At 45.3% G+C, this 21,087-nt stretch carries 19 protein-coding genes; 14 read left to right on the top strand and 5 right to left on the bottom strand.

Annotation, left to right across the window (positions count from 1 at the left end; translation table 11 throughout):
* The first annotated feature begins 98 nt into the window (after window positions 1–98).
* The gene (locus tag H735_RS22265; protein WP_020194028.1) at window positions 99–758 is read left to right on the top strand and encodes an NADPH-dependent FMN reductase; all 660 of its coding nucleotides are present in this window, start codon (window positions 99–101) and stop codon (window positions 756–758) included.
* Between the two features lie 111 nt (window positions 759–869).
* Here H735_RS22265 and grcA read toward each other — a convergent pair whose 3' ends face one another.
* Entirely contained in the window at window positions 870–1,247 is a 378-nt protein-coding gene (grcA, locus tag H735_RS22260) for an autonomous glycyl radical cofactor GrcA (RefSeq protein WP_005434930.1), read from the bottom strand.
* Between the two features lie 326 nt (window positions 1,248–1,573).
* Between grcA and nfo the strand changes: the two genes are divergently transcribed.
* The 3 genes from nfo (at window position 1,574) to H735_RS22240 (ending at window position 4,241) form a co-directional block, all read left to right on the top strand.
* Window positions 1,574–2,461 (top strand): deoxyribonuclease IV, encoded by an 888-nt coding sequence (gene nfo, locus H735_RS22255; RefSeq protein WP_020196193.1) that lies wholly within the window; start codon window positions 1,574–1,576, stop codon window positions 2,459–2,461.
* 404 nt (window positions 2,462–2,865) lie between these two features.
* Entirely contained in the window at window positions 2,866–3,546 is a 681-nt protein-coding gene (gene ung / locus H735_RS22245) for a uracil-DNA glycosylase (protein WP_020196191.1), read from the top strand.
* Between the two features lie 143 nt (window positions 3,547–3,689).
* Window positions 3,690–4,241, top strand: coding sequence for a hemerythrin domain-containing protein (locus H735_RS22240; RefSeq protein WP_009707707.1), 552 nt, complete (start codon window positions 3,690–3,692; stop codon window positions 4,239–4,241).
* Between the two features lie 229 nt (window positions 4,242–4,470).
* Here the strand turns inward: H735_RS22240 and H735_RS22235 are convergent, their stop codons facing one another.
* Window positions 4,471–4,656, bottom strand: coding sequence for a DUF3545 family protein (locus H735_RS22235; RefSeq protein ID WP_009707706.1), 186 nt, complete (start codon window positions 4,654–4,656; stop codon window positions 4,471–4,473).
* 722 nt (window positions 4,657–5,378) lie between these two features.
* Here H735_RS22235 and H735_RS22230 point away from each other — a divergent pair.
* The 3 genes from H735_RS22230 to H735_RS22220 all read left to right on the top strand — a co-directional run bounded on the left by H735_RS22230 (window position 5,379) and on the right by H735_RS22220 (window position 8,541).
* Window positions 5,379–6,815 carry an alanine/glycine:cation symporter family protein gene (locus tag H735_RS22230; RefSeq protein WP_009707705.1) on the top strand — a complete coding sequence of 479 codons (1,437 nt, stop codon included), beginning with the start codon at window positions 5,379–5,381 and terminating at the stop codon, window positions 6,813–6,815.
* Window positions 6,816–6,925: 110 nt separating this feature from the next.
* Window positions 6,926–7,702, top strand: a complete 777-nt coding sequence (yaaA, locus tag H735_RS22225) for a peroxide stress protein YaaA (RefSeq protein WP_020196190.1) — start codon at window positions 6,926–6,928, stop codon at window positions 7,700–7,702.
* A gap of 203 nt (window positions 7,703–7,905) precedes the next feature.
* On the top strand, window positions 7,906–8,541 hold the full coding sequence (locus tag H735_RS22220; RefSeq protein ID WP_020196189.1) for an alternative oxidase: 636 nt from the start codon (window positions 7,906–7,908) through the stop codon (window positions 8,539–8,541).
* Between the two features lie 60 nt (window positions 8,542–8,601).
* Here the strand turns inward: H735_RS22220 and srmB are convergent, their stop codons facing one another.
* Both srmB and H735_RS22210 read right to left on the bottom strand, forming a co-directional pair.
* On the bottom strand, window positions 8,602–9,825 hold the full coding sequence (srmB, locus tag H735_RS22215) for an ATP-dependent RNA helicase SrmB (RefSeq protein WP_005434916.1): 1,224 nt from the start codon (window positions 9,823–9,825) through the stop codon (window positions 8,602–8,604).
* Window positions 9,826–9,932: 107 nt separating this feature from the next.
* Window positions 9,933–10,652, bottom strand: a complete 720-nt coding sequence (locus tag H735_RS22210; protein WP_020196188.1) for a tRNA1(Val) (adenine(37)-N6)-methyltransferase — start codon at window positions 10,650–10,652, stop codon at window positions 9,933–9,935.
* Between the two features lie 328 nt (window positions 10,653–10,980).
* Here H735_RS22210 and brnQ point away from each other — a divergent pair, with 328 nt between their 5' ends.
* Complete coding sequence (gene brnQ / locus H735_RS22205; RefSeq protein WP_009707702.1) at window positions 10,981–12,294, top strand: branched-chain amino acid transport system II carrier protein; 1,314 nt, start codon at window positions 10,981–10,983, stop codon at window positions 12,292–12,294.
* A gap of 85 nt (window positions 12,295–12,379) precedes the next feature.
* Here the strand turns inward: brnQ and fldB are convergent, their stop codons facing one another.
* Window positions 12,380–12,898 (bottom strand): flavodoxin FldB, encoded by a 519-nt coding sequence (gene fldB / locus H735_RS22200; protein ID WP_020196186.1) that lies wholly within the window; start codon window positions 12,896–12,898, stop codon window positions 12,380–12,382.
* Between the two features lie 158 nt (window positions 12,899–13,056).
* Between fldB and xerD the strand changes: the two genes are divergently transcribed.
* The 6 genes from xerD (at window position 13,057) to vpsR (ending at window position 21,031) form a co-directional block, all read left to right on the top strand.
* Complete coding sequence (xerD, locus tag H735_RS22195; RefSeq protein WP_005434910.1) at window positions 13,057–13,974, top strand: site-specific tyrosine recombinase XerD; 918 nt, start codon at window positions 13,057–13,059, stop codon at window positions 13,972–13,974.
* Window positions 13,975–14,035: 61 nt separating this feature from the next.
* Complete coding sequence (gene dsbC / locus H735_RS22190) at window positions 14,036–14,824, top strand: bifunctional protein-disulfide isomerase/oxidoreductase DsbC (RefSeq protein WP_009707701.1); 789 nt, start codon at window positions 14,036–14,038, stop codon at window positions 14,822–14,824.
* Window positions 14,825–14,870: 46 nt separating this feature from the next.
* On the top strand, window positions 14,871–16,610 hold the full coding sequence (gene recJ, locus H735_RS22185) for a single-stranded-DNA-specific exonuclease RecJ (RefSeq protein WP_020196185.1): 1,740 nt from the start codon (window positions 14,871–14,873) through the stop codon (window positions 16,608–16,610).
* 173 nt (window positions 16,611–16,783) lie between these two features.
* Window positions 16,784–17,882, top strand: a protein-coding gene (gene prfB / locus H735_RS22180) for a peptide chain release factor 2 (protein ID WP_096030938.1) whose coding sequence is annotated in 2 segments (ribosomal slippage) — window positions 16,784–16,858 and window positions 16,860–17,882 — 1,098 coding nt in all. Because the reading frame shifts where the segments join, the coding sequence is not laid out codon by codon here.
* A gap of 35 nt (window positions 17,883–17,917) precedes the next feature.
* On the top strand, window positions 17,918–19,450 hold the full coding sequence (gene lysS / locus H735_RS22175) for a lysine--tRNA ligase (protein ID WP_005434906.1): 1,533 nt from the start codon (window positions 17,918–17,920) through the stop codon (window positions 19,448–19,450).
* A gap of 246 nt (window positions 19,451–19,696) precedes the next feature.
* Window positions 19,697–21,031, top strand: coding sequence for a cyclic-di-GMP-binding transcriptional regulator VpsR (gene vpsR, locus H735_RS22170; RefSeq protein ID WP_020196184.1), 1,335 nt, complete (start codon window positions 19,697–19,699; stop codon window positions 21,029–21,031).
* The last annotated feature ends 56 nt before the right edge of the window (window positions 21,032–21,087 follow it).

Raw genomic sequence — 21,087 nt, 5'->3', positions numbered from 1 at the left:
GGTGAATGAGCAATCATTCACCTTTTTTATTGCCGGTAAGTTTTAACTCTCTTTATGATTGAGAAACGAACTTAACTAAATGAGATGGAAAGAGAAGCATGCATTTTTTGATTTTTCTTGGCTCAGTGAGAGACAGCACGCCACCACGACCAGCCCGTTTAGGAATGCGAGTCAGTAGAGCGTGTGAAAAACTCATCGTGAGTCAGCATTCGCAACATACTGTCGAAATCATTGACCCATTGGACTATGACTTTGGCGATGTGTTTAAGCCCGAGTTTGCTTATCACCGCTCTAAAGTGCCAGAGCACCTAAGCGAGCTGGCAAACAAAATCAAACATGCCGATGGGTATGTGATGGTTAGCCCAGAATACAACCATTCGATGAGTCCAGCCTTGGCAAACATGCTTAACCATTTTGGCAGTTCGCTGTTTTCCTATAAGCCAAGTGCGATCGTGACCTACTCTGCTGGGCAATGGGGTGGTGCTCGTGCTGCAGTGTCGATGCGTACTTTCTTATCTGAGCTGGGGTGCTTGCCTGTGTCGGCAATGATCCATATTCCGAAAGCACAAGAGGTGTTTGATGAACAGGGCGTTGCTGCGGATGAGTCGGATCAGGTGCAGTGGGACAGCTATATGAATCGCACTATGCATCAATTGATTTGGTGGGCAGAAGGGGCGTCACTGCAAAGAGATAGGCTTGATCCAACCTCCTTAGCACAAGCGTTTCAGAAAGATCCTTCGCAAAGAAATGCACCTTAAAGGCGAGTTGCTTTCTACTATCGGAAGGGTTTCGAAGGATCCAGAAACAAAAAAAGCTTGGCCATTACTGACCAAGCTTTTTAAATTCTAGCAAGCTAGTTTACTGAGAGATTATAGAGACTCAGTAAAAGTACGAGCGATTACGTCACGTTGCTGTTCTGGAGTTAGCGAGTTGAAACGTACTGCGTAACCAGAAACACGGATAGTTAGCTGTGGGTAGTTCTCTGGGTGTGCAACTGCATCTTCTAGAGTTTCACGCTTAAGAACGTTCACGTTTAGGTGTTGACCACCTTCGATGCGAGGAGCAGTTTCGATTGCTACTTCACGGCTTTCGTATTCACCTAGGTCGCTGATTGCGATAACTTGGTCAGCTTCGTAAGTTGATGCTGCTGCAACACAACGCGCTTCGTTCTTCTCGCTATCTAGTAGCCAGATTGAGTTTAGTAGTTCGTCGTTAGCTGCTTTAGTAATTTGGATACCTTGGATCATCACTATCTCCTAGACCACTTACGTGGTGATTATTGGTGTTAATTTTCGAATTTTTGTCGAGCTAAGTATTATATAGCCAATATCCATTATTTTAATATTGATTTAAGTCAAAAAACAACCAAAAACCTTAATTTTTTGAAGGTGATTTTCTTGAGTTAAATCAATAAAATGTTTGAAAACATACTATTTACAATTTATTTGATAATATAAAAAATATTTAAAAGTTAATTTTGTTGTAAATTTACTACAAAATAAGCTCAAAACTTAACCTTGTTTACGCAACTGCCTGTATTTAGGTAGCCATACTGAAAGTCTAAAGTGATTAAATGACAAACATGAAAAACAAGTTTGGAAACAAATTTATTGGTGCTCACGTATCTGCGGCTGGAGGGGTTGATCAAGCGCCTCTTCGTGCTCGTGAAATTGGTGCGAATGCGTTTGCTCTGTTTACTAAGAACCAACGTCAATGGGTTGCAAAACCACTCGAAGAAAAAACCATTAGTGCATTCAAAGCAAACTGCAAAATGCTTGGCTTCGGCGCAGAGCACATTCTTCCCCATGACTCTTATTTGATTAACTTGGGCGCTCCAGAAGAAGAGAAGCTGAATAAATCCCGCGCGGCATTTATTGATGAGATGGAGCGTTGTAACCAATTAGGTTTAACCTTGCTCAACTTCCACCCTGGTAGCCACTTAAAGAAAGTGTCGGAACAGGAGTGTTTGTCGACGATCGCCGAGTCGATCAACCTTGCGCACAAAGCTGTGCCGAATGTGATCGCAGTGATTGAGAATACGGCAGGTCAAGGCACTAACTTAGGTTGGAAGTTTGAGCATCTGGCTGAAATCATCGAGCAAGTCGAAGACAAAGAACGTGTTGGTGTGTGCCTCGATACTTGCCACACGTTTACCGCAGGTTACGATCTGCGTACTAAAGAGGATTGTGAGCATACCTTTGCTGAGTTCGATCGTATCGTAGGCATGCACTATTTAAGAGCAATGCATCTAAATGATTCAAAAGTCGAATTCGCTAGCAAGGTTGACCGTCACCACTCATTAGGCAAAGGCGAGATCGGCTGGAGCTGTTTTGAGTACATCGCTAAAGATCCACGTTTTGATGGTATCCCTCTGATTTTAGAAACAATTGACCCAGATATTTGGCAGCAAGAAATCAACACTTTACGCCAATTCCACATGGAAGAAGTGGTTAATTCCTAACGGGATGGCAAAGTTGGCATCCTTCTTTCTTAGCTAAAACCATTGAGCGGTTATGCGCTTGTTTTAAACGCCTGAACTCAACGTTGTAATTAGGCGAAGCTAGTTAGGAGGATGACAATATGTCTCGACCAGTTTCTTTTATCCCAGCGACACACTCTCGACGAGTATTACGTTTACCTACTCCAAACCGCCATATCTCAGGACAAGGGCACTTTCGAACGCCGCAGCGTAATTAGCGTCATCATTATTAGTATTGGTTACTTTGGTTTTAGCCAAACCAGCAAGGTCAATGCGGATTGGCTGTTCATCAGTTTTTGAGAAGCCGTCTCAAGCTGGTGGTAAGTTTTTGTTTGTTTGAGTTTCGCTCGTTAGAATAGAGGGAAACATTAGGACAGGAACTTTCCATGAATCAGTTACCCACTTGGCACGATGTGATCGGCGAAGAGAAAGAGCAGAGCTACTTTGTCGATACTTTGAATTTTGTTGAAGCAGAACGAGCGGCAGGCAAAGCCATTTATCCGCCAGCTATAGACGTATTTAATGCGTTTCGTTTTACCGAGTTCAAAGACGTTAAAGTAGTGATTCTGGGGCAAGACCCTTACCACGGTCCCAATCAAGCGCATGGTTTGTGTTTCTCTGTGCTGCCTGGCATTAAAACGCCACCGTCTTTGGTGAATATGTACAAAGAACTGGCGCAGGATATTGAGGGTTTCCAAATTCCTCAACATGGCTTTCTACAAAGCTGGGCTGAACAAGGGGTGTTGCTACTCAATACCGTGTTAACAGTAGAGCAGGGCAAAGCACACTCACATTCGAAAACCGGCTGGGAAACCTTTACTGACCGCGTTATTGAAGCCATTAACCAGCATCAAGAAGGTGTGGTGTTCCTGCTGTGGGGCTCACATGCACAGAAGAAAGGTCGTTTTATCGATCGCAATAAACACCATGTCTTGGCAGCGCCGCATCCATCGCCGTTATCGGCGCATCGTGGATTCTTTGGTAGTAAGCCATTCTCGCAAGCGAACCAGATTCTGCTTCAGCAAGGTAAAGAAGCCATCAATTGGCACTTACCTATGACGGTGTAAATCTCAATTTCCTTCTTATATATAGATAAATAAATCAGTACAGCGATCGTGGGAAGACGATCGCTGTTTTTTTGAACACCGTCGAGTCAGGTATTGGGTTTCTCATATACACTTATAAAAAGTAGGTGTTAAGGAGAGACGCTATGATGATCGAAAGAATTCGACGCGAACACGGCTATATGGTCCGTCTGCTGGCGATATTGCGCCACAAATTAAATGAGATTAAACAAGAACGCGCCATCAACTATGCGTTGGTGAGTGAGATCGTGGATTACCTCTCTAACCATTCTGAAAAAATTCACCACCCTAAGGAAGATATCCTCTATCACTATTTCCTCGAACACTATGGTCAGCAAAAGACCATGGAAGACTTGGAGTTAGAACACCAAGTGCTGGCGAGCAAAACCAAAGAGTTCTCACTGTTGATAGAGATGATCTTGCAGGATGCGGTTGTCCCTCAAGAAATGTTCATAAACCAGCTAGAAGACTTTATTGTGACGCAAAAACGCCACCTTGAGTTGGAAGAGCGCCAGATTTTACCTTTGATTGAAGAGTTATTTACTTCCCAAGATTGGCAATACGTTGAAAGCTTGTGGCATGAGAATGAAGATGACCCAGTCTTTGGTAACACCATCGCGGATCGCTATAAACAACTTGCCGCTCGAGTGCATCAAAACGATGTTGAGTTCGTCTAAACCAGAAAAATGGCAAAGTAAACGATTGCGTTTATGTGGTTTATTTTGCCGCTTTCTTATTTGGTGAGAATTGTTTGGAAATTACTTCGTTACAAATATGAGTGAAAACAGAGGGAAATTCTCAATAGGTAAGAATGGGTGACATGCTTATGAAACTCGCATAAAAGTCACCCAATTTTGCTGTATCTATAAAAGACAAAAGGCACCATTGAGGTGCCTTTTGCGCAAATTATAGTTTGATGTCATCCAGAGTGATGTCGTGACAGACGTCCAGTTCACGCAGCTCCTTGAGCAAGTTGCGTCTATCGTTCATTTCTTCAATTTCTCGCCACTTACGCTTCACTGGTTTCGCGCGAGATTTGCTTGTTGAGGTAGTATCCAGACCAAACAGGTCGTCGAGTTGAAAGCCTTCCATAAGCCACCTTTACCTTTTTCTATCTAAACTGTTGTAACCAGTCCTTGTGGAGCTTTTTTAGTACCACAATAGGCGTGAGGATAACCATGATATATTTCGCATTTGTGTCGGTAACATGACATTTTCGTGCAAAAATACTTACAGAATCACATTTTGCATGCGTTGAAAATGCACAAAAAATAAGCGAACGATCTCACGAAAACGATTAAATGAAGAGATTTGGTATGTTAATTCGAACTGCTTATTTTACTCAATTTTTGAATACTAAGGTTGCATAGCATCGCTTTGATGAAAATGTATCCAATGGTAACAAACCAACACAGGAAATTTTTATCAGATACCTTGTGATTACTAGCCTCATCAAAAATAAATGGTATGTCATTTCGTTAACGGTGTTGGTGCTTTTTATGTTGAGTTTTGATAAACAAGATGTTGCTGTTTGTGAGCGTTAAGTTTTCCTTTTATGTTAACTTTTGGTGACTTTATAGTGAAAAATAACAAGGTTATTTTACTGGTTGCATATTGATTTTTGCTTGTTGAGGCTGCATTATCCGCCCGTCAAAAAATACGCTGGTACGTAAAATGGATGCATGAAGCGACGTTTACGATTCTAGATTGCGCAATAAACATTATTCAAAAAGCTAAGCAGACTTTGACACTTAGCATGCAATCTGGTGGATGGCTCGGAAGCAAAGACCGGCGCAACTCACTTTGAGGTACACATGACAGACTTAATCAATTTGATGAACGACCTCCTTTGGGGCTCGATTCTTGTTTATCTTCTTGTTGGTGTAGGAATCTACTTCACCGTTCGATTGGGATTCATTCAATTCCGCCATTTCGGCCACATGTTCTCTGTTCTAAAGAACAGTCGTAAAGCAGACAAAGCTGGTATCTCTTCTTTCCAAGCGCTTTGTACTAGTCTTGCTGCACGTGTTGGTACGGGTAACATGGCGGGTGTTGCAGTTGCACTGACTGCGGGTGGCCCTGGTGCAATCTTCTGGATGTGGTTGATTGCGATGCTTGGTATGGCGACGTCGTTTGCAGAAAGCACACTGGCGCAGCTATACAAAACCAAAGATGATGATGGCAACTACCGCGGTGGTCCTGCTTACTACATGGAAAAAGGCTTGGGCATGCGCTGGATGGGCGTGTTGTTCTCAATTTTCCTAATCATCGCTTTTGGTTTGGTATTTAACGCCGTTCAAGCAAACTCTATCGCGAATGCAATGAGCAACGCATTTGGTTGGGATGACCTTTACGTAGGTATCGCAGTTGTTGCTTTGTCCGCTGTCGTTATCTTTGGTGGTATTAAGCGTATCGCGAAAGTTGCTGAGTTGGTTGTTCCGGTAATGGCTCTGGCTTACCTCGTTCTTGCGATGTTCGTGATGCTTTCTAACTTAGAGAAGCTACCAGACGTTCTAATGCTTATCTTCAAGAGCGCATTCGGCCTGCAAGAAGCAGCAGCTGGTGGTCTTGGTTATGCCATCGCACAGGCGATGATCAACGGCATCAAACGTGGTCTGTTCTCGAACGAAGCGGGTATGGGTTCTGCGCCAAACGCGGCAGCATCAGCAACGCCTTACCCACCACACCCAGCATCTCAAGGTTACGTACAGATGCTAGGCGTGTTCATGGATACGATCGTTATCTGTTCGGCGACAGTTGCTATCATCCTGATGTCAGGTGAGTACGTGGGTCAAGCAACAGAAGTGACGGGTATTGAGCTAACTCAGCGTGCATTGAGCTCGCAAGTGGGTGATTGGGGCGGCATCTTTGTTGCGGTTGCGATCTTCTTCTTCGCATTCACCTCAATCATTGCTAACTACTCGTATGCTGAAACAAACCTAATCTTCCTAGAGCACAACCACAAAGCGGGCCTAGGTATCTTCCGTATCGTTGTACTAGGTATGGTTATGTTTGGTGCGCTAGCTTCTCTACCTGTGGTTTGGTCACTTGCTGACGTCTCTATGGGTCTGATGGCGATTGTGAACTTGGTGGCGATCATCTTGCTATCTGGCATCGTGATTAAACTGGCGAAAGACTACAACCGTCAGTTAAGCGAAGGCAAAGTACCAACGTTTGATCCGAATGATTTCCCTGAGCTGAAATCTCAGCTAGAGGAAGGTATCTGGGATAACAACAAGAAAGATAGCTAATTGATGTCCAATCATCGTTGAAAGCTATCAACACGATTCAAAAAGCCATGCAGACAATGCATGGCTTTTTTTGTACCCTAATGGAAAACAAAATTAGGGAAGTTAAAGTCATGCTTATCGTCGTTTCTCCAGCTAAAACGCTTGATTACGAGTCTACACTTGCAACCGAGAAGTTTACTCAACCAGACTTGGTTAGCTATTCAAAAGAGCTGATCGAGGTATGCCGTAAATTAACACCTGCCGATGTTTCATCATTGATGAAAGTGAGCGACAAAATCGCTGATTTGAACGTTGGTCGTTTCCAAGAGTGGAGTGAAACCTTCACTACCGACAACGCGCGCCAAGCGATTCTTGCGTTTAAAGGTGATGTGTACACTGGTCTTGAAGCGGAAACTCTTTCTGATGCCGATTTCGATTACGCGCAAGAGCATCTACGAATGCTATCTGGCCTTTACGGTCTGCTTAAGCCGCTTGATTTGATGCAGCCATACCGTCTTGAAATGGGCACTAAGCTAGCAAACGACAAGGGCACTAACCTTTACCAGTTCTGGGGTAATGTCATTACCGATAAGCTGAATGAAGCGATTGCTGCGCAAGGCGACAACGTACTGATCAACCTAGCATCGAACGAATACTTCAAAGCGGTGAAGCCAAAGAACTTGGATGCACAAGTGATCACGCCAATCTTCAAAGATTGTAAGAATGGTCAATACAAGGTGATCAGCTTCTACGCGAAGAAAGCGCGCGGCATGATGGCTCGCTATATCATCGAAAACCGTATCGAAAGCGTTGCTGACCTCACTAAGTTTGATGTTGCGGGTTACTACTTCGTTGAAGAAGAGTCGACCCCAACTGATTTGGTGTTCAAACGAGAAGAGCAAAACTGATTTAAGTAAGTTAATCGCGAGTGGATGACTCAGCGAAGTAAAGTACGCCAAAAAGCCGGATAGTTATCCGGCTTTTTTTATGCCTGTTCGATCTGATCTTAATCGAAGTTTTTACATAAAAAGTTTATATCTTAAAAAATAGTTGAGTAATAAAGTTTAAAGTTGTATTTTAAATGCAACTTTAAAAATAAAGGAGTTCTCCTATGTCAGACTTCAAGCTCACACATAAAAAAGCCTCTAAGTTATCGGAGTACATTGCACTGCGTATTACCAAGTTGCTGAAATTCACTCTGAACATCTTTTATGGCAAGAAATACGCGAAGCGCGCTGTGATTCTCGAAACGATCGCTGCGGTGCCAGGTATGGTGGCTGGGATGTTCAATCACCTTAAAGCGCTGCGTCGAATGAAAGACGATGAAGGTTGGATACGAGAACTCCTCGACGAGGCTGAGAACGAGCGGATGCACCTAATGATTTTCCTCGACATTGCCAAGCCAAGTTTGGTTGAGCGTTTATTGGTGTTGTTGGGACAAGGGGTTTTCATTGTCGTGTACAGCGTCATCTATCTGCTGTCTTCTAAAATCGCTCACCGTGTTGTTGGTTACTTCGAAGAAGAAGCGTGTAATAGCTACACTGAGTACCTAGAGAAAATTGATAGCGGGGAAGTGGAGAACGTACTAGCCCCGACTCTGGCGATTGATTACTACAAGCTGCCAACTGATGCGATGCTAAGAGATGTGATTTTGCGTATTCGAGAGGATGAAGCGGGGCACCGTGACCGTAACCATGGCTTCGCGGATGCTTATGAAGATAAAACTCTTCCTGCCCATCAACTATAGACGAAAAACAAAAAGAGCCGCGATTGCGGCTCTTTTAGATTTGAAATCAATCAGACGTGATTACTTCTTCTTAGCGGTTTTCTTTTTCGCTACTTTCTTCTTGTCGTCTTTTTTCTTTTTCTTCTTGAACACAGGTTTTTTGTGTTTCGGGCGCATCTCTTTCACGAAACGCTCTTTAATGTCTTCTTTCACGTAACGAGCAACGCGGTCCATCATTGGTTGGTCGTGCGCTTCTACGATTGAGATAGCATTACCTTTCTTACCTGCACGAGCCGTACGGCCGATACGGTGAAGGTACACGTCTGCCGTACGTGGCATGTCGTAGTTGATTACGTGTGATACGTCTGGAAGGTCGATACCACGTGCAGCTACGTCAGTCGCTAGTAGCACGTTTACAGTGCCTTCACGGAAACGAGCAATGGCGTTGTTACGGCGATCTTGAGGCATTTCACCTTGAATCCAAGAACATGGAATCTGTGCGCTTTCTAGTTGAGCACGAAGCTCTGCTAAACGCTCGCGAGTCTTCAAGAACACGATAGTGCGTTCTGCTTGCTCTGTGATGATGTGTTTTAGCAGGGCAAGTTTATGCTCAGCGTCATCAGCACGGTGGTACCACTGTGCAATCTTCTTACGCTCACGTAGTGGCGATTTCGCGTCGATCTCTGCTGGTTCGTTCAGTAGGTCTGCTGTGAAACCTTCTACGCCTTTGCCTTCTAGTGTTGCTGAGAACAGAAGGGTTTGTTTACGCCAGCGACATTCGTTAGACAGACGGTCAACCGTTGGCGCAAAGCCCATGTCTAGCATGCGGTCTGCTTCATCAAGGATTAGCCATTCAATCGCACGACAGTCAAAACGCTCTGCATCAATGTATTCACGTAGACGACCTGGTGTTGCTACCACGATATCTTGTGTGGTTGCTAGGATATCTGCGTGCTCTTGGTATTGAACGCCACCAGTGATGGTGAAGATGTTTAGCTTGGTGTTTTTCGCCAGAGCGCGAGCTTGATCCGCTACCTGCATCGCAAGTTCACGAGTTGGCGTTAGGATCAGAATACGTGCAGGCCCAGGTTTACGACGTGGGAAATCTTGCAGGTATTGCAGTGCTGGCAGGACGAACGCTGCCGTTTTACCAGTACCAGTTGGTGCTGACGCTAGAATGTCACGACCATCTAACGCTTGTGGAATCGCTTCTGCCTGAATTTTAGTTGGGCGTTCGTAGCCCATCTCTTCGATGGCTTCTAGTAGGTTTTGGTCTAGATCAAGTTCAGCAAAGGTTCTGATCACAATGAGTTCTCCACAAGCAAAGCTTGGTTAATGGTTCGCCACAGCAGCATAGAATATAAAAAGGTCGCACATTATAAAGTGATTGGTGACAAGGATCACATGTTATTTCACATCTTAAGATAAAACTCGCGAGTTAGCTGAGTAAAGTCGTCGCTATAACCCTCGCTTGAATGGATGATCAAATGCGTTTCCTGAGTATCACAAGCTTGTTTGGCTAATTCAAACAGTAAACGGTGCACGGGCTTTTTCTGTGATGGTTGCACGCGACAGATACGCGATAAGTGCCACCCTTGTTGTTGCGCCATAGCAATAAATTGTTCGCCCTCGGTAATTGGTAGAACGAAACTGGCGCTACCATCTTGTTCAAGTAACTCATAACAGCGTTTGAGTAATGCGGCGTGTTGCAAGGTATCAGTGTGTCTTGCCGTTGCTCGTTGGCTTTGTTTCGATTGCTCGCCACTGTTGAAGTAAGGCGGGTTGCAGATGATGTGTTCAAAGCGCTGTTTCGGTTCAAACTGCAACACATCGGTGTGGCGAACGCAGAGTCTGTCTGACCACGAAGATTGGGCGAAGTTTTTCTGTGCTGCTTCGACCGCCGAGATTTCAATATCAAGGGCAGTGATCTGTGCGTTAGGAAACCGCTGAGCGCACATTAATGCCAACAACCCTGTGCCAGTACCAATATCCAAAATTTTACTCTGTGGTGGACAGTTTGCCCAAGCGCCGAGCATCACGCCATCGGTACTGACGGGCATGCCGCTCTCGCTACCGTGAATGGAAAATTGCTTGAACTTGAAGCCCTTAGTCTGGAATCTTTCGCTCTTCATGATTGTTTTATATTTACTCAATAATGGAGATAAATGCTCTATTGTTTCTTAATTGTATAGATTGTTATCTTGTTGGTTATTAAATTGTATTCTCAATTGATCGAGACAAAGAACTAGTCATAAAACTCAAGGTAGTGATTTCCACTGCTTTTAAGTTGGTGAACTAAATTAATATGGTGTTTTTTTCTTAAAGGTTGCCAAATGATGGTTACTTCGTCATTATGCGGCGGAAATTTATAGATTGAACCACAGGTACTCATTAACTTTGGGTATACAAAAAGTGGTCGATGCATACACAACATTCATCAATTCAGAAAAAGGGTTATCTGTGAAGCAGACGTTAAAACTAACAGATATTATCGCAGTAGGCTTTATGCTATTTGCGTTCTTTTTGGGTGCCGGCAACATCATTTTCCCACCACTAGCGGGTCAGCTAGCGGGTGACCATCTGATGCCAGCAATGTTCGGTTTCTTGCTAACAGCGGTAGGTCTACCTCTTATTACTATTGTTGCTATTGCTGTAGCGGGCGGTTCTTGGGATCACTTGACTCAAGATCTTCCTAAGAAAGCAGCGGTTCTAATGGCGGCGTTGATCTTCATCATCATCGGTCCTGCATTTGCTGCGCCTCGTACTGGCCTTGTGGCTTACGAGATGGCAGTGAAACCATTCTTCCTAGATGCCTCTCAAGCACACCTGACGTCATTCTCAATCTTGTTCTTCGCGGTAGCAATGACTTTCGCTTGGTTCCAAGGTCGTTTGATTGACTTGATTGGTAAAGTGCTAACGCCTGTGCTTTTCCTTGGCCTTATCGTTCTAGCGATTGCGGTATTCGTTGACCCGCAAGGTGAAATGATGGGTGCACACGGCGAGTACCTAACTCAACCGCTGACCAAAGGCTTCCTTGAAGGCTACAACACCATGGATACGTTCGCATCGTTGATGTTCGGTATGCTAATGGTAGACGCACTTCGTAGCAAAGGCATCACTGAGCGTGCAGCGACGACAAAATACCTAATCTGTGCAGGTTGTATTGCAGCAGCAGGTCTTGCGTTCGTTTACATCTCATTGTTCTACCTAGGTGCGACGAGTGCAACTATCGCAGCAGGTGCAGACAACGGTGGTGCAGTACTAAGCCAGTACGTTCAAGCGCTATTTGGCCCTTACGGTCAGATCGTACTTTCAATCATCGTATTGCTTGCATGTTTGACTACGGCTATCGGCCTTATCTCTGCATGTTCAGATTTCTTCAGCTCTAAGACGAAACTGACATACAAGCAGTGGGTTATCATCAACGGTGCTGCTTGTGCACTGATTGCAAACGTAGGTCTTTCTCAGCTAATTTCACTATCAGTTCCTGTACTGTTTGCGTTGTACCCAGTTGCAGTAGCCTTGGTTGCGCTAACATTCGTACGCAGCAAGCTACCAAACCCGCGTGTAGCGTACCGCTCTGTATTGCTAGTATCACTGCTGTTTGCATTGATTGATGCAGCGAAAGTAGCAGGTCTAGACGTTTCAGCATTTAACATGCTGCCACTGTTCGAAGTGGGCATGGGTTGGGTTCTACCAACGTTTGCAGCGATTGTTTGCATGTTCTTTGTTGCTAAATCTTCTCAACCTGAGTTGACAGAAGAAGCGGCATAATTGCTGACTCGCAAGATTAAAAAAGCCCGGTGAAGCGATTCACCGGGCTTTTTGTTTGTCTGTGGTTCTATCAGTTGATACCGACTTATAGCGTGTCGTGAAACTCAACCAACACTTGCTCACACCATTTATCGATGCGTTCGTCACTCAGTTCGTATTGGGAATCTTCATCCAGCGCTAAGCCGACAAATTGGCTGCCATCTTCAGTCAATGCTTTCGATGCCTCGAACTCATAACCTTCATTTGGCCAGTAACCGATAAACTGCGCGCCCGTTGCTTTTAGCTCGTCATGCAGTAGGCCCATCGCATCAAGGTACCATTCGCCGTAGCCTTCTTGATCACCCAAGCCAAACAGGGCTACCACTTTGCCTTTTAGTGGTGTGGTTGCAATGTTTTCCCAAATGGCACTCCAGTCTTCTTGGATTTCACCGAAGTCCCAAGTCGAGATGCCAATCAGCAGTAAATCGTAGTCTGCCATCAGTGACAGCGGTGTCTCTTTCACGTTGTGAATGTCGACAAGGTCTTCACCAATGATATTGCGAATTTTCTCTGCTGCCATTTCTGTGTAGCAGGTTGTTGAGCCGTAAAAGAGTCCGATTTTCATTATATTCGTCGTTTTTTGTGTTGCTGTTGTGGCAGATTCTAACCATAAAACGGGGAAGATTGCAGCGAATATCCCGAGGGAGATGATTTTTTTATGGTATTGGTTGGGCACTTGCCTTACTCTCAATACTGTAAATATAAACAGATAAGGAAGCGTTCATGACGGCACAACAGCCTGTCAATCAACAAGATTTTGGTCTTGTTGAGCAATTCTTAGATGCGATGTGGATGGAGCGTGGTCTATCGGAGAACACGTTAGCTTCCTACCGAAATGATTTAATGAAACTGCTCGCGTGGATGGAGCAACACAGCTACCGACTTGATTTCATCAGTCTGTCTGGCTTGCAAGAGTACCAAAGCTACCTTGTCGATTTAGATTACAAGCAGACATCCCGCGCGCGCATGCTGTCGGCGATTCGCCGTTTGTTCCAATACATTCACCGAGAAAAAGTACGCGCGGATGATCCGAGTGCATTGCTGGTAAGCCCAAAGTTGCCACAGCGCCTACCTAAAGACATCAGTGAAGAACAAGTGGACGCACTGCTCGATGCACCAGACCCAAATGACCCGGTCGAACTGCGTGATAAAGCCATGTTAGAGCTGCTTTATGCTACGGGTTTGCGTGTGACAGAGTTGGTCAGTCTGACAATGGAAAACGTCAGTTTGCGCCAAGGGGTAGTGCGCGTGACCGGTAAAGGTGGTAAAGAACGCCTGGTTCCTATGGGAGAAAACGCGGTCGATTGGATTGAAACTTTTATCCAGCAAGGTCGGTCTGCTCTATTGGGAGAGACTACGTCGGACGTGGTATTCCCAAGCAAGCGTGCGAGACAAATGACCCGCCAAACCTTTTGGCACCGTATTAAGTACTACGCTGTGATTGCGGGTATTGATACCGACCAATTGTCACCGCACGTATTGCGCCATGCTTTTGCAACGCACTTATTGAACTATGGCGCAGATCTCAGGGTCGTACAGATGCTGTTGGGGCATAGTGACTTATCGACCACGCAAATTTATACTCACGTGGCGACTGAGCGATTGAAACAGATCCACAGTCAACACCACCCAAGAGCATAATGATGGTTTGGTTCATCCATTATCTCATTGGATGAAAGGATTTTATTTTAAGGTGAATTTAATGAGCGTATTACGCCGACTAACTCTGCTGACTTTACCGTTTTTCGTTGCCGCTTGTGGTGCTGAAGAAAGTCAGGCAAAAACGGAAACTCCTGCACAACAAGTCGCGCCAGCGGCAAAACAGAACTTTGATGAAGCAGCGCTAAAAGCGAAGTTTTCTAAGTTGGGTGTGTCTATTCTTGATATCCAACCATCAGACGTTGCTGGTCTTTTAGAAATTCAAACCAATGGTGGTGTGCTGTTCGCATCAAACGATGGTAACCACTTTATTGCCGGTACACTTTACGCCATCGATGATAACGGTGGTTACAAAGACGTAATTGCTGAACGTCAAGCGCCTTTGAACGCAGCAAAAATCGCGAAGTTCTCCGACAGCGTGATCGAATACAAAGCGGACAACGAGAAATACGTTGTGACGGTATTCACAGACATCACTTGTGGTTACTGTGTGCGCCTACACAGCCAAATGCAAGGTTACAATGACCTAGGCATTACGGTTCGCTACATGGCTTACCCTCGCCAAGGTGCAACAGGTCCAGTTGCTGAACAGATGGCGACAATTTGGTGTGCAGAAGATCCGAAATCAGCAATGCACAACGCAAAAGTAGATCGCACGTTTGATAACCCAGCGAAAGATCTTAAGCAGTGTAAAGAGACAATCCAAGCGCATTACAACCTAGGCCGTGAGCTTGGTATTTCTGGTACACCAGCGATCTTCCTACCAAACGGTGAGCTAGTAGGTGGTTACCTTCCACCGGCAGATCTGCTAAAACGTTTAGAGCAACAATAATCCTTTAAGGAGCAGAGCCAGTGATATTCACTGGCTCTTTTCAAACATGATAGAAATTCAACGACGTCCCGAACCGGATCTTTCTCTTCTTCCCGATTCTATTCCTGCCATTCTTAAGCGTATTTACATCAACCGTGGTATTACGGATGTAGCACAGCTAGAGACCTCTGCGCGTGGCTTGCACTCTTACCAACAACTTGGCGGTATTGATAAAGCGGTCGAGCTCTTATTCCAAGCGATTGATAAGAAAAAACGCATTATTGTCGTAGGTGACTTTGACGCTGATGGCGCAACCAGCTCGGCTCTGTCTGTTCTCGCATTGCGTATGCTTGGCAGTAATAATGTCGATTACCTAGTACCAAACCGTTTTGAAGATGGCTACGGCCTCAGTCCGGAAGTAGTAGATCAAGCGTTAGAGCTGGGTGCTGAGATGATCATGACGGTAGACAACGGTGTCTCGTCGATTGAAGGTGTCCGCTACGCCAAAGAAAACGGCATTACTGTACTGGTGACTGACCACCACTTACCGGGCCAAGTGCTACCGGATGTGGATGCCATGGTGAACCCGAACCTCGACAGTTGTGCTTTCCCATCGAAAGCATTGGCGGGGGTTGGCGTTGCTTTCTATCTGATGATGGCGCTGTGTGTGTACATGCGCAAACAGAATTGGTTCGCGCAGCAAGGCATGCAAGAGCCTAAATTGATGGAACTGATTGACCTTGTTGCACTTGGTACGGTCGCCGACGTTGTTCCACTTGATGAGAACAACCGCATTCTTGTTCACCAAGGCTTGCAGCGCATCCGTGCAGGTAAAGCTCGTCCGGGCATTCAGGCGTTGATCGAAGTGGCGAAGCGCGATGCTCGTCGTTTAGTCGCATCAGATTTTGGTTTTGCTTTAGGCCCACGAATTAACGCCGCAGGTCGCCTTGATGACATGTCTTTCGGTGTTGAGCTGCTGATGTGTAACAACATCCATGCTGCTCGTCGCATGGCGAGTGAGCTAGACGGTTTGAACCAAACTCGTAAAGAGATTGAGGAAGGCATGAAACAAGAAGCGATGGCTTTTTGTGAGCGTCTTCAGTTTGGTGAAAACAGTGAACTGCCTTACGGCTTAGCTTTATTCCAACGCGATTGGCACCAAGGTGTGATTGGTATTCTGGCTTCACGCATCAAAGAGAAGTTCCACCGTCCTGTTATTGCTTTTGCTGATGGTGGAGAAGGGACGATCAAAGGTTCTTGTCGTTCGATTCCTGGCTTACACATGCGTGATGCGTTGGACTTTATCGATACGCAAAACCCAGGTTTGATCATCAAATTTGGTGGTCACGCAATGGCGGCAGGTTTAACCATCAAAGAGCAAGACTTTGAGCGTTTCAGCCGTTGGTTTGATGATGTCGTGAAGAAAGAGTTGGATGAAGCAGCGCTAAAAGGCGTGATCATGTCTGATGGTGAACTTAAGCCTGAAGAGTTTTCAATGCACGTTGCGGAGCAATTGCGCTCTGGTGGTCCTTTTGGTCAAGCATTTCCAGAACCCATCTTTGATGGCGAATTTAAAGTGCTGCATCAAAAGCTCGTGGGTGAGAAGCACCTTAAGCTGATGTTAGAACCGCTTTACAAAGGTCATCCAACCAATGTGATGATTGATGGGATTGCGTTTAACGTTGATTTGCGTCGTTGGCCGGATGCATCGGTCAAAACAGTACGTCTCGCGTATAAGTTGGATGTGAATGAATTTCGTGGCAATCAATCATTACAGCTAATGATTGATCACATCGAAGCCAAGTAATACCGAGAAAATCACTTCTTATAGAGTACGGTTGCCTTTAAGTGGGGCAAAAATTTCATGACCGTGCTCTCTCTAATTGCAATCTGATTTCCCAGCCGAAATTTTCCTGTATCTCCGTCACATTTTTGAGTAGAATTTCTCGGTTAAATTCTATTCTAAAATGTTGAGCCAACATGTTTGAAATCAATCCAATTAAAAACCGTCTGCAGGACGTGTCTGAGCGCACGAATGTCCTGAGGGGGTATCTTTGACTATGACGCTAAGAAAGAGCGTCTAGAAGAAGTCAACGCAGAACTTGAACAGCCGGATGTATGGAACGAGCCAGAACGTGCACAAGCACTGGGCAAAGAGCGTGCATCACTAGAAGCGGTTGTTGAAACGATCGTTCAACTAGAACAAGGTGTAGAAGACGTTGATGGTCTTCTAGAGCTTGCGGTTGAAGAAGAAGATCAAGAAACGTTTGACGAAATCGAACCAGAACTTGCTGAGTTGGAACAGAAGCTAGAACAGCTTGAATTTCGTCGTATGTTCTCTGGCGACCACGACAGCTCTGATTGCTACATTGACTTGCAAGCAGGCTCTGGTGGTACCGAGGCACAAGACTGGACCAACATGATGCTACGTATGTACCTGCGCTGGGCTGAAGCAAAAGGCTTCAAGGCAGAGGTTATCGAAGTATCTGAAGGTGAAGTTGCCGGCCTTAAAGGCGCGACAGTTAAGATTTCTGGTGAGTACGCTTACGGTTGGCTACGTACAGAAACAGGTGTTCACCGTCTAGTACGTAAATCGCCATTCGATTCAGGCGGCCGTCGTCACACGTCATTTGCTTCTGCGTTTATCTACCCAGAGATTGATGAAAACATCGCTATCGACATTAACCCTTCTGACCTACGTATCGACGTTTACCGTGCGTCAGGTGCTGGTGGTCAGCACGTTAACACCACTGAATCTGCGGTACGTATTACGCACGTTCCAACGAACACAGTAGTGCAATGTCAGAACGACCGTTCTCAACATAAGAACAAAGATCAGGCAATGAAACAGCTTCGAGCGAAGCTATTTGAGCTTGAATTGCAAAAGCAAAACGCGGAAAAACAAGCTAATGAAGACGCTAAGTCTGACATTGGCTGGGGTAGCCAGATCCGTTCTTACGTATTGGATGACTCACGCATTAAAGACCTCCGTACGGGCGTTGAAAACCGCAATACTCAAGCGGTTCTTGATGGCGATCTGGACAAATTTATTGAAGCTAGCCTGAAATCAGGTCTATAAAGCTTTTCACCGACAAAAAACAGGATACATCGAAAATGACTGATGCTGTTCAAAACGAAACTGTACAAGAAGCCTCTGCACAAGAAGAGAACAAGCTAATTGCTGAACGCCGCGCTAAACTGGATGCAATCCGAAAGAGCTGCAAAGCGAACGGCCATCCAAACGACTTCCGTCGTGACGCACTAGCGGGCGACCTTCAGAAAGAGTTCGGTGAAAAGACGAAGGAAGAGCTAGAAGAGCTTAACCACGTAGTAGCAATCGCTGGCCGTATCATGGCTAAACGTGGTCCATTCTTGGTAATCCAAGAAACTTCTGGCCGTATCCAAGCTTACGCTGACAAAGCGGTACAAAAAGTACTGAAAGACCAATACCAAGGCCTAGATATCGGTGACATCATCGGTGTGAAAGGTGCACTTCACAAGTCTGGTAAAGGCGACCTATACGTGAACATGGAAGAGTACGAGTTGCTAACTAAAGCACTACGTCCACTTCCAGAGAAATTCCACGGTCTAACTGACCAAGAGATGCGTTACCGTCAACGTTACGTTGACCTAATCGTTAACGAAGATTCTCGTCAAGCGTTTGTAGTACGTTCTAAAGTAATGTCTGCAATCCGTAACTTCATGATCTCTAAACAGTTCATGGAAGTTGAAACGCCAATGATGCACGTTATCCCTGGCGGTGCGAGTGCGCGTCCATTCATCACGCACCACAACGCACTAGACATGCCAATGTACCTGCGTATCGCGCCAGAGCTATACCTGAAGCGTCTAGTTGTTGGTGGTTTCGATCGCGTATTCGAAATCAACCGTAACTTCCGTAACGAAGGTCTTTCTCCACGTCACAACCCAGAATTCACAATGATGGAATTCTACATGGCGTACGCAGACTACAAAGATCTGATGGACCTAACTGAAGAACTACTAAGCTCTGTTGCTCTAGAAGTTCTAGGTTCAACGTCAATGCCTTACGGTGAAGACACGGTTGAGTTTGGTGGCACTTACACTCGTATGAGCATGTTCGAAGCTATCAAGCACTACAACCCAGACCACGCGCAAATCCAAGCGCTAACAGAAGAAGACATTCAAAACCGTGACCTAATGGTTTCTATCGCGAAATCTGTTCACGTTGAAGTAGAACCTTTCTGGACATGTGGTCAGCTTCTTGAAGAGATCTTTGGTGAAACAGCTGAACCTAAGCTAATGCAGCCAACGTTCATCACGGGCTACCCAGCAGATATCTCTCCACTGGCTCGTCGTAGCGATGACAACCCGTTCTTCACAGACCGCTTTGAATTTTTCATCGGTGGCCGTGAAGTAGCAAACGGCTTCTCAGAGCTTAACGATGCAGAAGACCAAGATGCACGCTTTAAAGCACAGGTTGAAGCGAAAGAGTCTGGTGACGACGAAGCAATGTTCTACGATGCAGACTACATCACAGCTCTAGAGCACGGCCTACCGCCAACAGCAGGTCAAGGTATCGGTATCGACCGCCTAGTTATGCTGCTGACTAACACGCACACTATCCGTGACGTGATCCTATTCCCAGCGATGCGCCCACAAGCGTAATCTCCTTGCTGAGTAATGAAAAAACCACCTGCGGGTGGTTTTTTTGTATCTTTAATTTGAACCAATTCAACTATTTGCATTTAAGTTTGGATAGGAAAGGTAAATAAGCATTCGCCAAATCTCAATCTGTTGCATAGTCTTAATATTGAGACAGACTTCATCAGTCGTAGTCTCGATAATGTTATCCGTTCGCAAAGATGGGTTTGTGGAGCGAAATTTCTATCAACAATCAATAAGGGTTAGAGAATGGCTGGGCAGTTTAAGATGGATTCCATTCCGGGATCGCTAGTCGTAGTTGGCGGTACTTATGAACCTTGGTTATCAGTACTAGAACAAGTGGGATGGAAGTGTCACCAAGTGGGTGACTTACGTAAAGCCAACACATTGTTAGAAGATATTGGACCATGCATCGGTATAGTTGACCTCAGCCATGATGAGTTCAGCCTTAATGGTTTAGCAAACTTAGTGAGTTCTCATAAACACGTGCGTTGGTTAGCGTTCATCCGAGAATCTCAACTCGGAACTGATACCATCTGTCAGTTCATCGTGAACTTCTGTATCGACTTCTTTACTGCGCCAATTCCAGATGCGCAGCTACTCAGCACCATTGGTCACCAATTGGGCATGCTAAAACTAGAGAAGAAAGTATGGCCGAGCTTCGGTAACAGCCTAGATATGGGGCTGATTGGCGAATCTATCCCAATGAAACGCCTGCGTGACCAAGTAAAGCGTATAGGTCCAACGGATGTGAGTATTCTTATCTATGGCGAAAGTGGTACGGGAAAAGAGGCTGTCGCTCGTGCAATTCACAAAGTGTCGTCACGTTCGCATAAGCCATTCTTGTCGATCAACTGTCGTGCGCTTAATGAACAACGTTTCCAAGCGGAAGTGTTTGGTATTCAAGCCGATGAGGACATGGGCCAAAGCCTGCTTGAGCAAGCGGATGGCGGTACGGTTCTTTTCAATGACATCCTAACCATTTCAAAAGAACAGCAGATGAACCTGCTACGTTTCTTGCAAGAAGGCACAATTGAAACTCGTGATGGTGCGAAGAGCGTTAATGTTCGTGTTCTTGCTGCTAACTCTTCAGATGTTGAAAAGGCGCTGATTGATGGTGACTTTAACGAAGAGCTTTACCATTACATCAATGTACTGCGCATTAACGTACCGAGCCTAAAAGAAAGAGCAAGCGACATCGGTATGCTGGCACGTTTCTATCTTCAAGAGTTTTCAAAAGAGTACAACTCGCAAGCTAAGAGCTTTTCTGAAGACGCTTTGAAATCGCTGACTCGTTACTTCTGGCCAGGCAATGTACGAGAGTTGATGAACCAAGTGAAACGCGCGGTTTTGATGTCTGATAGCGTACTGATTGAAGAGCATCACTTAGATCTTCCTCAACGAAATGACTCGAAACGTAGCTTGAAGTCTATTCGTGAGAAGAGCGAACGAGATGCGTTGCTGGTGGTGTTAGAGTCGCACTCTGGTCAGGTCTCTAACGCAGCAAAAGAGCTGGGTGTATCACGTGCAACCATGTATCGACTGCTGAATAAACACAATTTGATTTCAGACCAAACGGTTTAATCAATAACAAGCTTGAGAAAAAAGGAGTGCTGATGCGCTAATGCCGATCAGTTAAA

Source organism: Vibrio owensii CAIM 1854 = LMG 25443, from assembly GCF_000817815.1.
Taxonomy (GTDB): Bacteria; Pseudomonadota; Gammaproteobacteria; order Enterobacterales; family Vibrionaceae; genus Vibrio; species Vibrio owensii.
Note: the sequence above shows the minus strand (reverse complement) of the source record. Positions and strands in the feature narration are given on the sequence as shown.

What these genes read in the sequence shown, in the direction of transcription:
- H735_RS22265 (WP_020194028.1), top strand. Translation starts at nt 99, where the DNA reads ATGCATTTTTTGATTTTTCTTGGCTCAGTGAGAGACAGCACGCCACCA.
- grcA (WP_005434930.1), bottom strand. Translation starts at nt 1,247, where the DNA reads ATGATCCAAGGTATCCAAATTACTAAAGCAGCTAACGACGAACTACTA.
- nfo (WP_020196193.1), top strand. Translation starts at nt 1,574, where the DNA reads ATGACAAACATGAAAAACAAGTTTGGAAACAAATTTATTGGTGCTCAC.
- ung (WP_020196191.1), top strand. Translation starts at nt 2,866, where the DNA reads ATGAATCAGTTACCCACTTGGCACGATGTGATCGGCGAAGAGAAAGAG.
- H735_RS22240 (WP_009707707.1), top strand. Translation starts at nt 3,690, where the DNA reads ATGATGATCGAAAGAATTCGACGCGAACACGGCTATATGGTCCGTCTG.
- H735_RS22235 (WP_009707706.1), bottom strand. Translation starts at nt 4,656, where the DNA reads ATGGAAGGCTTTCAACTCGACGACCTGTTTGGTCTGGATACTACCTCA.
- H735_RS22230 (WP_009707705.1), top strand. Translation starts at nt 5,379, where the DNA reads ATGACAGACTTAATCAATTTGATGAACGACCTCCTTTGGGGCTCGATT.
- yaaA (WP_020196190.1), top strand. Translation starts at nt 6,926, where the DNA reads ATGCTTATCGTCGTTTCTCCAGCTAAAACGCTTGATTACGAGTCTACA.
- H735_RS22220 (WP_020196189.1), top strand. Translation starts at nt 7,906, where the DNA reads ATGTCAGACTTCAAGCTCACACATAAAAAAGCCTCTAAGTTATCGGAG.
- H735_RS22210 (WP_020196188.1), bottom strand. Translation starts at nt 10,652, where the DNA reads ATGAAGAGCGAAAGATTCCAGACTAAGGGCTTCAAGTTCAAGCAATTT.
- fldB (WP_020196186.1), bottom strand. Translation starts at nt 12,898, where the DNA reads ATGAAAATCGGACTCTTTTACGGCTCAACAACCTGCTACACAGAAATG.
- xerD (WP_005434910.1), top strand. Translation starts at nt 13,057, where the DNA reads ATGACGGCACAACAGCCTGTCAATCAACAAGATTTTGGTCTTGTTGAG.
- dsbC (WP_009707701.1), top strand. Translation starts at nt 14,036, where the DNA reads ATGAGCGTATTACGCCGACTAACTCTGCTGACTTTACCGTTTTTCGTT.
- recJ (WP_020196185.1), top strand. Translation starts at nt 14,871, where the DNA reads ATGATAGAAATTCAACGACGTCCCGAACCGGATCTTTCTCTTCTTCCC.
- lysS (WP_005434906.1), top strand. Translation starts at nt 17,918, where the DNA reads ATGACTGATGCTGTTCAAAACGAAACTGTACAAGAAGCCTCTGCACAA.
- vpsR (WP_020196184.1), top strand. Translation starts at nt 19,697, where the DNA reads ATGGCTGGGCAGTTTAAGATGGATTCCATTCCGGGATCGCTAGTCGTA.